At 68.3% G+C, this 13825-nt stretch carries 15 protein-coding genes and 1 pseudogene; 7 read left to right on the forward strand and 9 right to left on the reverse strand.

Going from position 1 to position 13825, the window contains the following annotated elements; genetic code table 11:
• Positions 1 to 121: 121 nt before the first annotated feature.
• Positions 122 to 1303, forward strand: coding sequence for an adenylate/guanylate cyclase domain-containing protein (locus J0J01_RS31320; RefSeq protein ID WP_296387562.1), 1182 nt, complete (start codon positions 122 to 124; stop codon positions 1301 to 1303).
• On the opposite strand, the gene J0J01_RS31325 is transcribed toward J0J01_RS31320, so the two are convergent.
• Positions 1300 to 2175 (reverse strand): TauD/TfdA family dioxygenase, encoded by an 876-nt coding sequence (locus tag J0J01_RS31325; RefSeq protein WP_296387563.1) that lies wholly within the window; start codon positions 2173 to 2175, stop codon positions 1300 to 1302. The genes J0J01_RS31320 and J0J01_RS31325 overlap by 4 nt on opposite strands.
• Positions 2176 to 2277: 102 nt before the next feature.
• Here J0J01_RS31325 and J0J01_RS31330 point away from each other — a divergent pair, with 102 nt between their 5' ends.
• Both J0J01_RS31330 and J0J01_RS31335 read left to right on the forward strand, forming a co-directional pair.
• Positions 2278 to 3051 carry an NAD kinase gene (locus J0J01_RS31330; RefSeq protein ID WP_296387564.1) on the forward strand — a complete coding sequence of 258 codons (774 nt, stop codon included), beginning with the start codon at positions 2278 to 2280 and terminating at the stop codon, positions 3049 to 3051.
• Positions 3052 to 3174: 123 nt separating this feature from the next.
• A complete protein-coding gene (locus tag J0J01_RS31335) occupies positions 3175 to 4278 on the forward strand; it encodes an AbrB family transcriptional regulator (RefSeq protein WP_296387565.1) in 1104 nt (367 codons plus the stop codon).
• A gap of 247 nt (positions 4279 to 4525) precedes the next feature.
• On the opposite strand, the gene J0J01_RS31340 is transcribed toward J0J01_RS31335, so the two are convergent.
• The gene (locus tag J0J01_RS31340) at positions 4526 to 5341 is read right to left on the reverse strand and encodes an SDR family oxidoreductase (RefSeq protein ID WP_296387566.1); all 816 of its coding nucleotides are present in this window, start codon (positions 5339 to 5341) and stop codon (positions 4526 to 4528) included.
• A gap of 36 nt (positions 5342 to 5377) precedes the next feature.
• Here J0J01_RS31340 and J0J01_RS31345 point away from each other — a divergent pair, with 36 nt between their 5' ends.
• Positions 5378 to 5866 carry a nucleoside deaminase gene (locus tag J0J01_RS31345; protein ID WP_296387567.1) on the forward strand — a complete coding sequence of 163 codons (489 nt, stop codon included), beginning with the start codon at positions 5378 to 5380 and terminating at the stop codon, positions 5864 to 5866.
• On the opposite strand, the gene J0J01_RS31350 is transcribed toward J0J01_RS31345, so the two are convergent.
• The gene (locus J0J01_RS31350; protein WP_296387568.1) at positions 5851 to 6255 is read right to left on the reverse strand and encodes a DUF1801 domain-containing protein; all 405 of its coding nucleotides are present in this window, start codon (positions 6253 to 6255) and stop codon (positions 5851 to 5853) included. The two genes, J0J01_RS31345 and J0J01_RS31350, sit on opposite strands and share 16 nt — an antisense overlap.
• Before the next feature lie 62 nt (positions 6256 to 6317).
• On the opposite strand from J0J01_RS31350, the gene J0J01_RS31355 reads away from it, so the two are divergent.
• Positions 6318 to 7274, forward strand: a complete 957-nt coding sequence (locus J0J01_RS31355) for a tripartite tricarboxylate transporter substrate binding protein (RefSeq protein WP_296387569.1) — start codon at positions 6318 to 6320, stop codon at positions 7272 to 7274.
• A 37-nt stretch (positions 7275 to 7311) separates the two neighbouring features.
• Here J0J01_RS31355 and J0J01_RS31360 read toward each other — a convergent pair whose 3' ends face one another.
• The 5 genes from J0J01_RS31360 to J0J01_RS31380 all read right to left on the reverse strand — a co-directional run bounded on the left by J0J01_RS31360 (position 7312) and on the right by J0J01_RS31380 (position 12177).
• A complete protein-coding gene (locus J0J01_RS31360) occupies positions 7312 to 7854 on the reverse strand; it encodes a nucleoside deaminase (protein ID WP_296387570.1) in 543 nt (180 codons plus the stop codon).
• Positions 7851 to 8345 (reverse strand): DUF2165 domain-containing protein, encoded by a 495-nt coding sequence (locus J0J01_RS31365; RefSeq protein ID WP_296387571.1) that lies wholly within the window; start codon positions 8343 to 8345, stop codon positions 7851 to 7853. Before J0J01_RS31365 ends, J0J01_RS31360 begins: the two co-directional genes overlap by 4 nt.
• A gap of 125 nt (positions 8346 to 8470) precedes the next feature.
• Positions 8471 to 9814, reverse strand: coding sequence for an MFS transporter (locus tag J0J01_RS31370; protein WP_296387572.1), 1344 nt, complete (start codon positions 9812 to 9814; stop codon positions 8471 to 8473).
• Between the two features lie 76 nt (positions 9815 to 9890).
• Positions 9891 to 10562, reverse strand: a complete 672-nt coding sequence (locus J0J01_RS31375) for a dienelactone hydrolase family protein (RefSeq protein ID WP_296387573.1) — start codon at positions 10560 to 10562, stop codon at positions 9891 to 9893.
• A gap of 94 nt (positions 10563 to 10656) precedes the next feature.
• Entirely contained in the window at positions 10657 to 12177 is a 1521-nt protein-coding gene (locus tag J0J01_RS31380) for an AMP-binding protein (protein WP_296387574.1), read from the reverse strand.
• 46 nt (positions 12178 to 12223) lie between these two features.
• Here J0J01_RS31380 and J0J01_RS31385 point away from each other — a divergent pair, with 46 nt between their 5' ends.
• Both J0J01_RS31385 and J0J01_RS31390 read left to right on the forward strand, forming a co-directional pair.
• Positions 12224 to 13360: an FAD-binding oxidoreductase gene (locus J0J01_RS31385; protein WP_296387575.1), complete on the forward strand. Its 1137-nt coding sequence runs from the start codon at positions 12224 to 12226 to the stop codon at positions 13358 to 13360.
• A gap of 90 nt (positions 13361 to 13450) precedes the next feature.
• Positions 13451 to 13687: a hypothetical protein gene (locus J0J01_RS31390; protein WP_296387576.1), complete on the forward strand. Its 237-nt coding sequence runs from the start codon at positions 13451 to 13453 to the stop codon at positions 13685 to 13687.
• Between the two features lie 13 nt (positions 13688 to 13700).
• Here J0J01_RS31390 and J0J01_RS31395 read toward each other — a convergent pair.
• Positions 13701 to 13825: pseudogene (locus tag J0J01_RS31395) on the reverse strand (transposase); the annotation flags it as partial.

Below are 13825 nucleotides of genomic sequence, written 5' to 3' on the forward strand. Positions count from 1 at the left end.
CCGCGTCTTACGCGGTCGAAGGGGTCATTGTGCCCCACCGAAACTGCTGCTTCTGACCCCTCCGTCAGCGTATGACGCCGACACCTCCCCATCTGAATGGGGGGAGGGATATGATACGGCGATGGAAGACGACATCGCCCAGCGCGTCTACAGCGACCCGGTCGCCCGCTGGTTCGTCACCGAGGCCTATCGCATCACCGACACCGCCGAGCTGGTCGGCGCCGCCGGCGAGCAGCTCGTGCTGTCGGGCATCCCGCTCTACCGCCTCGCCTACTTCCAGCTGACCCTGCATCCGGAGCTGGTCGGCAAGGCCTACTACTGGCGCCGCGGCCAGGGCGTGCGGACCGGCGTGCGGATGCGCGGCGACGATCAGGACTCCGACTATCGCGACAATCCCCTGCCGGCGGTGTTCGAGCAGCACAAGACGGTGCGCGTGCGGCTGGACCAGGTCGAGCCCCAGGCGCCGCTGCTGCGCCAGCTCAAGGACGAGGGCGCCACCGATTACGTCGCCCTGCCGCTGCTCTTCACCGACGGCCATGTCGACGGGCTGAGCGTGGTCTCCGACCGGCCCGGCGGCTTCTCGAGTACCGACCTCGACCGCATGTACCTGCTGCAGTTCGCCTTCACGCGGCTGGTCGAGATCCATTCCCTGCGCGACAAGGCAACTCATCTGCTCGACGCCTATGTCGGCCGCGCCGCCGGCCAGCGCATCCTGGCGGGCGAAGTGAAGCGCGGCGACGGCCAGACCATCGAGGCGGTGATCTGGTATTGCGACCTGCGCGGTTTCACACGGGTCTCCGACATGCTGCCGGCCGACGCGGTCATCACCCTGCTCAACGACTACTTCGACACGATGGGCGACATCGTCACCAACGCCGGCGGCGAGATCCTGAAGTTCATGGGCGACGGCATGCTGGCGATCTTCCCCGTGCCGTCGCCGGCCGAGCGGGCCGACACGGCATTGCGCGCCACCCACGCCGCAGCGGCCGCGGTCGACGCCATGCTGGTGCTGAACCGCATCCGCTCCGCCGAGGGCGAGCCGACTGTGCGCTTTGGCCTGGCGCTGCATATCGGCGAGGTGATGTTCGGCAATATCGGCGCCAGCCGACGGCTCGACTTCACGGTGATCGGGCCGGCGGTCAACCATACGGCGCGGCTGGAGAAGCTGTGCAGCCCGCTCGACCGCAGCGTCCTGCTGTCGTCGGCGGTCGCCGCGCTCCTGCCGGCCGGCGATTCGGAGTCGCTCGGCGATCACCGGCTCAAGGACATCGACCGGCCGCAGCAGGTCTTCGCGCTGCGTTAATGGACGGTCGGCCGGACGGTGGCGAGGCCGTCGGCGTCGGTGGCGGAGATGGTGGTGCGCACCATCGAGCGCTCCTTGCTGTAGTCCCACGGCCGGCCGCGATGGAGCATGGCGCGGTTGTCCCACATCACCACGTCGCCGGTCCGCCACTTGTGGACATAGACGAACTCGCGCCGCGTGGTCTCGTCCATCAGCTCGGCGAGGAGCTGGCGGGCGTCGCGGTCGTCCATGCCGTCGATCGCATAGGCGTGGCTGGCGATGTAGAGCGCCCGGCGGTTGTTCGCCGGGTTGAGCCAGTTCATCCGCCAGCGCACCGGCGGCAGCACCTTGCGCTCCTCGGCGTTGGCGAGATCGGGATGGATCTGGTCGCGGCTGTTGGCATAGGAGTGCGTCGCGATGGCGTCCTTGAGCTTGCCCTGGAGATCGGACGGCAGGCGCTCCCAGGCGAGCCGGGTCGAGGTGAACTCGGTGTCGCCGTCGGCGCCCGGCAGCACCCGCGCGCTCAGCACCGAGGCCAGCGCCGGCGTCTTCTTGAACGAGGAATCGGTGTGCCACAGCGCATTGGCCTGGGCGACCAGCACCTGGCGGTGGTCGGGCGGCACGATCTCGCCCTGGGCGCCGATATTGGTCAGCCGCGAATAGAAGCCGCCCGCTCCCAGCGAGGCCGCCTTGGTGAGCTCGAGCGGCCCGAAGGCGCGGCTGTAGGCGACCTGGATGTCGTCGGCGACCGGCTGGTCGCGGAACAGCAGCAGCGAGTGCTCCTCGAAGGCCGCGCGCACGGCCTTGTAGGCCTCACCGTCGCTCGCGACGTCCAGGATGCCGACCCCGCGCACTTCGACGCCGAATCCCGGTCCCAGCGGCACCAGCTCCATGACCTTCCTCCTCGCGACCCTGCTATGCCCGTGGATTCTATCGCATCGTAACCGGGGGTCGCTATAGTACGATTCTTGCACCGAAAGCAGCGCAGACTCTCGATGGCCGCCTCCGTTCCCGCCCTTGCTTTCGTTGCCGGCCCGACCAGGGCCGCCCGAACCGCCAAGGCCCAATTGGAAAAGCGCTACGGCATGGTTTCGCCTGCCGAGGCGGAGATCATCGTCGCGCTGGGGGGCGACGGCCTGATGCTGCAGACCCTGCACGGCAACCTCGGCCGGCAGACGCCGATCTTCGGCATGAATCTGGGCACCGTCGGCTTCCTGATGAACCAGTACCGAGCGGCGGGCCTGCCGGCACGGATCCGCCAGGCGCGGCACGTGTCGCTGACGCCTCTGCGCATGGTCGCGACCAACGGGCGCGGCGGACGCCACGAGGCGATCGCCATCAACGAGGTGTCGCTGCTGCGCTCGAGCCGCCAGACCGCGCGCATCGCGGTCGCGGTCGACGGCAACATGCGCATTCCCGACCTCTATTGCGACGGCGCGCTGGTCGCCACGGCGGCGGGCTCGACGGCCTACAATCTCTCGGCCCATGGCCCGATCCTGCCGCTGGGCGCGGGCCTGCTGGCCCTGACGCCGATCAATGCCTTCCGGCCGCGGCGCTGGCGCGGCGCCCTGCTGCCGCGCGCCTCGAAGGTCGAGTTCACGATCCTCGAAGCCAAGAAGCGGCCGGTGGCGGCCGCCGCCGATTCGGTCGAGATCGCCAATGTCTCCAAGGTCGTGGTGACCGAGGCGACCGACATCGAGCTCACCCTGCTGTTCGATCCCGAGCACGACCTCGAGGAGCGCATCCTCAAGGAGCAGTTCGAGCCATGAGCCGCTCCGTCGTCCCGACCGGGGCGGAGCGCAGCGAAGCGCAGGCGAGGGACCTTCTCTCCGTCGCATCGTCCTTGCCGATGCAGCGAAGGCCCCTCGACTACGCTCGGGGCGACGAGTCCGTTGAGTAAGAAAGAGTTCCCGTTCAAGCCCGAGCGCAAGCAAGTCATCGGGCACGACGGCGTGGCGCCCGTGCTGCTGGCGCTGGCGATCGGCGGCGTCGGCGGCTTCCTCTTCAATTGGCTGAAGATGCCGCTGGCCTGGATGCTGGGCTCCTGCCTGTTCACGACAGTGGCGGCCTTCTGCGGCCTGCGCATCGGCATGCGGGTGCGGCTGCGCCAGGGCATGATCATCATCCTGGGCGTACTGCTGGGCTCGGGCTTTTCGGCCGATCTCGTGCAGCGGCTCGGCCAATGGGCGGTGAGCCTGGGCGTGGTGTCGCTGATGACGCTGACCGCCGCCACGCTCTGCTATCTGTGGCTGCGCCGCACCACCGACTGGAATCGCCAGACCTGCTACTTCGCCGCGATGCCGGGCGGATTGAACGACATGACCATCCTGGGCGGCGCGATGGGTGGCGAGGAGCGCGCCATCGCCCTCGCGCAGGCACTGCGCATCCTGACCGTCGTGATGACCATCCCGGTCTGGTATCGGCTGGTCAACGGCGCGCAGACCAGCGTGCTCTCCATGGTGCACGGGCCGACCGGCAACGACTGGCAGGACTACGCCATCCTGATCGCCTGCGGCGTGATCGGCGCCACGGTGGCGCGTCTGCTGCGACTGCCGGCGGCATTCATGATGGGGCCGATGATCGTCAGCGCCATGGTCCATCTGGGTGGCCTCACCAACTCCAAGCCGCCCGGCGAGCTGGTGGCGGCGGCCCAGGTCGTGGTCGGCGCCGGTATCGGCTGCCGCTTCGTCGGCGCTGCGATCGACAAGCTGCACAAGGAGATGGCGGCGTCGGTCGGCGCGGCGGTGATCATGATCGGCGTCGCCGTCGCCTTCGCGAAAGTCTCGGTCGCACTGACCGGCCTCAACCTCGACGCCACGGTGCTGTCCTACGCGCCCGGCGGCTTCGCCGAGATGAGCCTGATCGGGCTGGCGCTGGGCATCGAGATCGCGATGGTGGCGACCCACCATCTGTTCAGATTGTTCCTGATCCTGTTGGCCAGCCCGCTGGTGTTCCGCCTGTGGCTGCGCAAGGCTGAGCCAGAGCCTTCGGGCTGAGGCCAGCACCATTTCCCACCATTTTCGACCATTTTCACCGTTTCTTTCCGGTGGCGAAAATGGCGGCCCAGTCGGGCTTCGCGACGGCGCAAGGAGTGCAAGATAATCCATGCGGGCGAGTCTGCCCGCAGTTCGCGCAGACTCCTAATATGGGCATTGGAAGCGAATTTTAGTCAATGAATCCCAGTATCGATTCGCGTTCCATTGCCCATAATGGGTTTGCTCGCACGGGCTTATCCACAAGGCCTCACGCCCTCGTGGTGATGCCGCCATCGACCACCAGCAGGTGGCCGTTGACGTAGGACGCCTCGTCGGAGGCGAGGAACAGGGCTGCATTCGCGGTGTCCCAGCCGCTGCCCATCTTGCCGGTCGGCGAAGCCCTGTGGCGGATGGCGATCATCTTGTCGTAGGCCTGATTGTGGTCGGTCTCGCCCTTGGCGTACTGCTCGGCGAGGAAGTCGATCATCGGCGTGTGCATCAGGCCGGGCAGGATGGCGTTGCAGCGGATGCCCTTGTCGGCGTACTGCGAGGCGATCGCCATGGTGAGCGCGTTCACCGCGCCCTTGCTGGCATTGTAGGCGATGTAGCTCACGCCCTTGGGCGTGCGGATCGAGGCGATCGAGCTGACGTTGACGATCGCGCCCCGGCCCTGCTTCTCCATCACCGGCAGCACGTGCTTGGCGGTCAGGAAGAAGCTCTTCACGTTGACGTCGAACACGCGGTCCCATTCCTCCTCGCCGAGCTCGACCGGACCGCCGGTCGAGCCGATGCCGACATTGTTGTCGAGCACGTCGATGCGGCCCCACTTGGCCAGGCAGGCATCGACCATCGCCTTGACCGAGGCGTTCTTCGAGGAATCGGCCTCCCAGGCCATCGCCTCGCCGCCGTCCTTCTGGATCAGGCCGACCGTCTCCTCGGCGGCGGCGCGCTTGAGGTCGACGCACATCACCCTGGCGCCTTCGCGGGCGAAGGTGACGGCCGTGCACTTGCCGTTGCCCCAGCCCGGGCCGCTCGAGCCCGCCCCTACCACGATCGCCACCCGGTCCTCGAGCCTGCCCGCCATTGCCGTTCCCTCCGTTTGCGGCAACTCTAGCACCCCATGACAAACCACGAAGCCTTCATGCGCCAGGCGATGGAGCTGGGCGAGACCGCCGGACGCGAGGGCGACCTCGGCATCGGCTGCGTGATCGTGCGCGACGGCACGGTGATCGGCCGCGGCCGCAACCGCATGAACACCCAGCGCAACCCGATGGTCCATGCCGAGACCGACGCCATCGCCGACGCGCTGAAGGCGCTCGGCACTGCCGACCTGTCCGCGGGTGCCGCGGACTTGTCCGCGGGTGCCGCGGACTTGTCGGGTGCCACGCTCTACACCACCATGGAACCCTGCCCGATGTGCGCCGGCGCGATGATGAACACCGGCATCCGGCACTGGGTGATGGGCGGCCGCCTCAAGGCGGTCGGTCGCGTGATCGGCCGCTACACCGCCGAGAGCTTCGTCGCCTTCGTCGACGCCGACGTCGAGATCACCACCGGAGTCCTCGCCGCGGAATGCGAGGCGTTGCGCAACCGCTACTTCCGCAAGTGATGGGTCAGCGCCAGCGCGATGCAGTGGCGGAGCGCGCGTAGCGGCAGGCGGTCGCCCGGCTCGAAGGTGAGCGCACGCTTGCCCTCGAAGCGGAAGGTGTCGGGATAGAGCTCGCGGAACGTCGGGACCAGCCCGCTCTGGCAATGGAAGTAGATCGCGTAGCGGTCGCCGGTCTTCAGGCAGTCGATGCGCACCGTCGTGCCGCTCCCGGTCTCCAGCGTGAGATAACTCGGCTGACCCCATTTCAGGGTCTCGGTCAGCGGGCCGACACCGTCGGTACGCGCGGCGACGTCGAACACCAGCTCACGCAGCGCCAGCAGGCGCTTCCGCGACGCGGCCGGATAGGCTGCGAACACGGCCGCCACGGCGGGCTGGGCGAATCGTTTCATCGCTGGACCGTAGCACGGCGCGCATGGAATGCTCGCGGCAACGACACGACCGGGAGGACCCCTTGCTTCGACGCCGTTTCGTCACTGCTGCCGTTGCGTCCGCCGCCATCCTGCCGGCGCGCGCCGACGAATGGCCGTCGCGCCAGATCAAGATCGTGATCCCCTACCCGCCCGGCGGCCCGACCGACATCTCGACCCGGATCGTCATGGAGAAGGTCGGCCGTCTGCTCGGCCAACCGATCCTGTTCGACAACAAGGGCGGCGCCTCGGGCATGATCGGCGCGGAATACGCCAAGACCCAGCCGGCCGACGGCTACACCTTCCTCGCCAACACGATCGCCATGATGGCGATCACGCGGCACCTGCAGCCGATCCCGTTCGATCCCGACAAGGACTTCCTCACGGTGGCGCGCATGGCGACCTCGTGGGGCGCGATGGCCGTCCATCCCTCGGTGCCGGCGCAGAACGTGGCCGAGTTCGTCGCCTACGTGAAAGCCAATCCCGGCAAGGTGAATTGGGGCTCGTCGGGCCTCGGCACCATCACGCAGCTCTATGGCGAGATGCTCAATCTCGAGGCCGGGATCAAGATGGTCCACGTGCCCTACAAGGGCAGCGCGCAGGCGACCCAGGATCTCCTGAGCGGACAGGTGCAGGTGCAATTCGATTCGACCGTGCTGCCGCACATCCTGGCCGGCCGCTTGCGCGGGCTGGCGATGCTGGCCGACACGCGCTGGCCGCATAAGTCGGAGATCCCGACGCTCAAGGAAACCGGCTACGGCAAGCAGGGCGGCGACAGCTGGTTCGGCCTGGTGGCGCCGGTGGGCCTGCCGGCCCCGATCGTCACGCGCATGACCCAGGCGATCGACCAGGCGCTGAAATCGCCCGACGTGCTCGACAGGCTCGACAAGGGCGGCCTCAAGGCGACCTACCTCGACCCGGCCGCCATGCGCGCGGAGATCGACACCGAATCGCGCTACTTCGCCGACATCATCAAGCGCGGCAACGTCAAGGTGAACTAACCTCGGAAACCCTCCCCATTCACATGGGGAGGAACAGCTATCCCTTCCGGCGGTCCCGGAACAACTGGTCGGTCTCTTTCTCGAGCACGCCGCCCAGCAGCGTGCCGGTGAAGAACGGCGCGGCGTCGACGACCGCCCGCGAGGGGATGTCGATCTGGTCGATGCCGAAGCGCTTCAGCGAGGCGATCGACGTGCCGAACACGACGCCGCCGATGCGTGCCCAGGCGAGCGCGCTCATGCACATCGGGCAGGGTTCGGCGGTGGTGTAGAGCACGCAGTCCGACCAGCCGGTGCTGCCGTTGCGCGCCACATAGTCGTTCATGCAGGCGATCTCGCCGTGCAGGATGGGATTGGCGCTGGAGTTGTTGACGCCCTCGGCCATGACCGCGCCGCTGTCGGCCCGGACGATGACGGCGCCAAACGGATAGAAGGCATTGCGCTTGCCCTGCGCGATCGCCGCGCGCATCGCCCGCTCGTGTCGCTCCATCGCGATGGGTGGCAGCTTGGCCTGCGCCCGCCGGCCGGCCGGGACACAAACCAGCGCGCCGGCGCCGGCGAGGACGGCGCGCCGGGCGATCATGCCGTCTCCTCGTCGCGCTGAACGAGGAACAGGGCGACCAGCAGGATGACGACGACGAAGCGGAAGGCCGAGGGCACGCCGTTCCAATCCTTCGACTGCCACATCGCGAACCATTCGCCGCCGACCACCATGAAGCCGGTGAACCACAGCAGGAAGCCCAGGCCCAGGCCGAGAACGGCAATGCTCTTCGCGGCGTTGAAGTCGCGCGCCGGCGCCTGCAGTGCGAGCGCGAGTCGCAGGCTGCCGAGCGCCAGCAGAAGGCCGGTCAGCGCCTCGCCCGCGATGATCAGCCAGTAGGCGACGGTCGCCACGGCCGGCGACTCGATCGCCCGGCCCTTGAGCGCATTGTTCGGAAAGGTCGTGTCCATGCTGAGCGTGTGGCGCACGAACGTAGCGTTCGAGCCGTAGTCGGCCAGGTTGTTGAAGGCGACGAGCAGCCCGAACAACGCACAGGACGCCACCATGGCGATCTTGACCAGTCGTATCGTCATCGTCGCGAAAGGCCCCCCGAAGCCGGCAGGATAACGCCTTCGCCACGGCCAGCATAGAACGCATTCCGCCCGGCTGAATCAGCCGGGCGGAATGTGCCTCTCTCAACTCGTATCACCGGTGTGCCCTAACGCGCGAACCAGGCGCGCGGCCACGCACAGGAGGCCGCCAGCGCCAGCAGCAGCCCGCCGCCCGCGGCGAGGAAGGCAAAGCGATAGCCGGCGAGGAAGCCATCCGCCGCGCCATGGGCGTGCAGCGCCGTGAGCACGGTGGCGCCGCTCACGATGCCCAGCGTGCGGGTGAGTTGCGACAGGCTGCCGGCGACGCCGCGGTCGCGCGCCGGCAGGGTATCGGTGACGAGATCGATGTAGGCCACCGCGAGCAGGCCCTGGCCCAAACCCTCGGCCACCAGCAGCAGCGCCACCATCGCGAGCGGCGTCGAGCCGTCGGTCTGGCTGAGCGGCAGCAGCCAGAAGCCGACCATGACGATGCCGGCGAAGGCGGTCTGCCGGCGCCCGATCCGCGGCACCAGCCGCGCCGCCAGCGGCGCGCCGGCCAGTCCACCGGCGAAGGACAGCGCGAGCACGAAGCCGCTGGCGAGCGCCGACAGGCCGAGCACGTTCACCAGGTAATACGGCGTCAGCAGCAGCAGCGAGAAGCCGGCGAGATTGGCCAGCACGTTCATCACGTTGGGCACGGCGAAGGCCGGGTCGGCGAACAGGCCGGGCCGGATGATCGGCTCGGGCACCTGCCCCGCCCGCCGGACATAGAGCGCGAGCAGCACGAGCGCGACGACGAGCAGGACCGCCGCCTGCCAGCCCGGCACGGCCGGACGCTGCGACAGCACCAGCGACAGCAGCAGCGTGCTCATGCAGCTCGCCAGCAGGACGGCACCCGGCGCGTCGAAGGTGCGGGCCGGCAGCTTGGGCGACGGCAGCAGCCCCGAGAGCGCCAGCGTCACCAGCGCGATCGGCACGCGCATCCAGTAGACCGCGGGCCAGCCCCAGAGCTGGACCACCACGCCGCCCAGCAACGGGCCGACGGCCGACGACAGCAGCATCGCCATGGAGAAGCCGGCCAGTGCCCTGAGCCGCTGGTCGGGCGGATAGACCGAGGTCGCCAGCGCCGGCGCGCAGGAGAGCGCCAGCGCTGTGCCGATCCCCTGCCCCGACCGGGCCCACAGGAAGAGCGGCCAGTCCGGCGCCATCGCGCAGGCGGCGCAGCCGAACGCCGACAGCAGCAGGCCGAAGCGGAAGATCAGGCGATGGCCGAACAGGTCGCCGAGCTTGCCGCAGACCAGCATCAGCGAGCCGTAGACCAGCACGTAGCAGATGACGAGCCACTGCACGTCGCCCAGCGCCAGCCCGAAGTGCGCCGTGATCGCCGGCAGCGCGACGTTGACCGCGATGTCGAGCGGCGCGAGCGACGCGCCCAGCCCGACGATCGCAAGGCCGAGCGCAGGGTATGTCATCCCGAGCGCCGCGAGGGATCCTTCCTGCGGCTTCAAAGATCCCTCGGCCGCTGGCCTCGGGATGACAGCTTCGTCGTCAGAGGTTGGCGCCCAGGAAAGCCATCATGCGTTCCCAGGCCTTCCTGGCGCAGTCGGCGTTGTAGGCGGGGCTGCGCTCGTTGGCGAAGGCGTGCGCGGCGTCGTAGCGATAGACCTCCGCCTTGTTGCCGGCGCCGGTCATCGCCTTCTCGAAGTCGTCGACCAGTTGCGGCGTGCACCAATCGTCCTGGTTGGCGAAGTGGCCCTGGATCGGAATCTTGATCTTGGCCGGATCGGCGAGCTGCGTCGGCGGGATGCCATAGAACGGCACGCCGCAGGCGATGCCGCCGCCCCGCGCCGCCGCGGCAATCGTGAGCGCGCCGCCCATGCAGTAGCCCATGACGCCGACCTTGCGGCTCGTGCCGGCGAGATGCTTGACCATGGCGGCGATGTCCTGGTCGGAGGCACCGACGAAATCGAGGCCGCTCATCATGTGGTTGGCCTCGTCGGGCTTCTGGGTGACGCGGCCCTTGTAGAGGTCGGGCGCCAGCGCGTTGTAGCCCGCCGCGGCGAAACGGTCGGCGACGCCCTTGATCTGGTCGTTGAGCCCCCACCATTCCTGGATGACCACGATGCCCGGCTTGCCCCCTGGCTTTCCTGGGCCGGCTTCGGCCAGATAGCCCTTGCAGGTGCCGCCGTCCGGCCGCTTGACGTCGATCATGCTGCCCATCGTTTCCTCCTTGTTCTCTGTCGTCCTGAGCGCAGCGAAGGACCTCATGGCAGGCGCAATGAGATCCTTCGCTGCGCTCAGGATGACAGACTTCTCACAGTTTCGTTCGCAATTCGGTCTTGAGGATCTTGCCGTAGTTGTTCTTCGGCAGCGCCTCGATGAAGCGATAGTCCTTCGGGCGCTTGAAGCGCGCGATGTTGTCGAGGCAGAGCTGGTCGAGCTCGGCCGGCGTCACGCTGCTGCCGGGCCGCGGCACGACGAAGGCCACGACCTCCTCGCCCCATTCCGGGTGCGGGCGGCCTACGACCGAGCATTCGGCGACGGCGGGGTGCAGGTTCAGCACGTCCTCGATCTCGCGCGGATAGATGTTGGAGCCGCCGGAGATGATCATGTCCTTCGAGCGGTCCTTCAGCGTCAGGAAGCCGTCCTCGTCGAACGCGCCGACGTCGCCGGTCCACAGCCAGCCGTCACGCAGCGACTTCGCCGTGGCCTCGGGATTGTCCCAGTAGCCCGCCATCACCGTGTCGCCCTTGACGACGATCTCGCCGACTTCTCCGACCGGCATCGGCCGGCCCGCCTCGTCGACCACCCGGACCTCGACGCAGGTATCGGCGACGCCGGCCGAGGCGAGCCGCGACTCCCAGCGCGGATGCTGGCGGTCGCCATGAACCTCGCGGCTGAGATGGGTGATGGTCATCGGGCTCTCGCCCTGGCCGTAGAGCTGGCAGAGCACGTTGCCCAGCGTGTCGAGCCCGCGCTTGAGGTCGCTGACATACATCGGCGCGCCACCGTAGGAGATCAGCCGCAGCGCGCCGGGCCTGAGGTCGTGCACGGTGGGATGCTCGATCAGCCGCTTCACCATGGTCGGCGCCAGGAAGATGCTGCAGTCGGGCCAGCGGTTCATCAGGGCGACGGTCTCCGGCACCTCGTACTTGCCGCTCTCGGGGAAGACCTGGGTGACGCCGCGCGCCACCATCGAGAAGTTCCACAGGCCCGAACCGTGGCTGATCGGCGCGGCATGCACCATCGAGCTGCCGCTGGGCGGCCGGTCGACATCGGCGTAATAGTTCAGCGCCATGGCGAGCAGGTTGCGATGGCTGAGCATCGCGCCCTTGGGCCGCCCCGTGGTGCCCGAGGTGTAGAACAGCCACGCCAGGTCGGTCGGCTCGCAATCGGCGATCCGGCTGGGATCGGGGATCTCCAGCCGCCGGTAGGCGCTGGTCGAGGCGTCGATGATCTCCTTCAAGGCCGGCGCTTCCTTGGCGGCCTCGGCGATCGTGGTCGCCAGGTCGTCGGTGACGAAGCACAGCTTCGCGCCGGAATTCTCCAGGATGAAGGCGAACTCCTTGGCGTGCAGCTTGGCGTTCATCGGCACCGCGCAGAGGCCCGCGTGCCAGATCGCGTACATCACCTCGAGCGATTCGACGCAGTTGGTCATGGCGAAGGCCACGCGGTCGCCCTTGGCGAGCCCGAAGCGGGCGCGCAGGCTCGTGCTCATCACCGAGACCTTGCGCCAGAAGTCGCGGTAGCTGAGATACGCCGCCTCGCCGCGGGCGAGCGCGGTCACGTCGCGGAATTCCTGGGCCGCTCCCAGCAGCAGATGGGCGATGTTCATGCGGCCCAACTATTGCAGGCGGGCCGCAGCCCTTGCAATGTAACGCATGCAGGAATTCGATTTCGCCATCGTGGGCGCGGGCATTGCCGGCGTTTCCGCAGCCTACCACCTCGCCCCGCAGGCCAGGGTCGTCGTGCTCGAACGCGAGCACGTCGCGGCCTACCACACCACCGGCCGCTCGGCGGCGCTGCATTCGGAGACCTACGGCAGCGCCGAGATCCGGGCCATCACCGTCGCCTCGGGCCGCTTCTATCGCCAGCCGCCGCCGGGCTTCGCCGACCATCCGCTGCTGACGCCGCGCGGCGCGCTGATCGCCGGCCGCGCCGAGCAGGAAGCCGACATGAAGAAGGCCGCCGCCGACTTCGCCCGCCTGGTGCCGAGCGTGCGCTGGCTCGATCCGGCCGAGGCGCTGCGCCTGCAGCCGCTGCTCAAGCCTGAGGCCGCCGCGGGCGGCGCGATCTTCGAGCCCGAGGCCGACGACATGGATGTCGCCGCGATCCACGGCGGCTTCCTGCGCGGTGCCCGCGCCGCTGGCGCCGCGCTGCGGCTCAACGCCGAGGTGATGTCGCTCACGCGCAAGGACGGCCGCTGGCTGATCGCGCTCGGCGACGGCGAGACGGTCGCGGCGACGACCCTGGTCAATGCATCGGGTGCCTGGGCCGACGTGGTGGGCGAGCTCGCCGGCGCGCGCAAGGTCGGCCTCGTGCCGAAGCGGCGCACTGCCTTCACCTTCGATTCGCCGGCCGGGCTCGACCTCGCGCACCTGCCGATGGCGATCGACTTCGACGAGAGCTTCTACTTCAAGCCCGAGGTCGGGCAGTTCCTCGCCTCGCCTGCCGACGAGACGCCCTCGCCGCCCTGCGACGCGCAGCCCGAGGAGATCGACATCGCCACGGCTGTCGAGCGCATCGAGACGGCGACCACGCTGCAGATCCGGCGGATCAAGAACAAGTGGGCCGGCCTGCGCAGCTTCGTCGCCGACAAGAACCTGGTGGTCGGTTACGACCCGGCGGCCGAGGGCTTCTTCTGGCTGGCCGGCCAGGGCGGATACGGCATCCAGACCGGCGCCGCGGCGGGCCGGCTCGCCGCCAGCCTGGCGCGCGGGAAAGGTCTGCCGGACGATATTGTTGCACTAGGCGTAACGGAGGCCGCTCTGTCGCCGGTCCGCTTCACGCAGGGGTGATCGGGGAATCACGAAGACTGTGGGGTCCGTGACTTTCCGTTTACGATGGTACGGGGCATTTTGGAGGTCGTGGGAGTGACAGGAGTAGCCATGGGCAAGTTCACCCTTCTCGCCGCTTCGGCCGCCGCCTTGTTCGCCGCGGGTGCAGTGTCGACCGCGCGCGCGGAGGAAGCGGTGAAATGCAGCGGCATCAACTCGTGCAAAGGCACGAGCTCATGCAAGACCGCGCTCAGCTCGTGCAAAGGCAAGAACTCCTGCAAGGGCATGGGCTGGACCAGGGTGCCGAGCGCCAAGGACTGCGCCGCCAAGGGTGGCAAGGTCCTCTAGGGTCTGTTGAGATTCACCGAGAGTTTATGACGGCGGCGGCGAGGTAGATAGCCGAGCTGAAGCTGATGTCGGTCTTATCGGCACGCATGGCGATGCGCTTGAACTCCTTGAGCTTGCCGAAGAAGTTCTCGATCAAGT

This window comes from Reyranella sp., from assembly GCF_017305915.1.
GTDB lineage: Bacteria > Pseudomonadota > Alphaproteobacteria > Reyranellales > Reyranellaceae > Reyranella.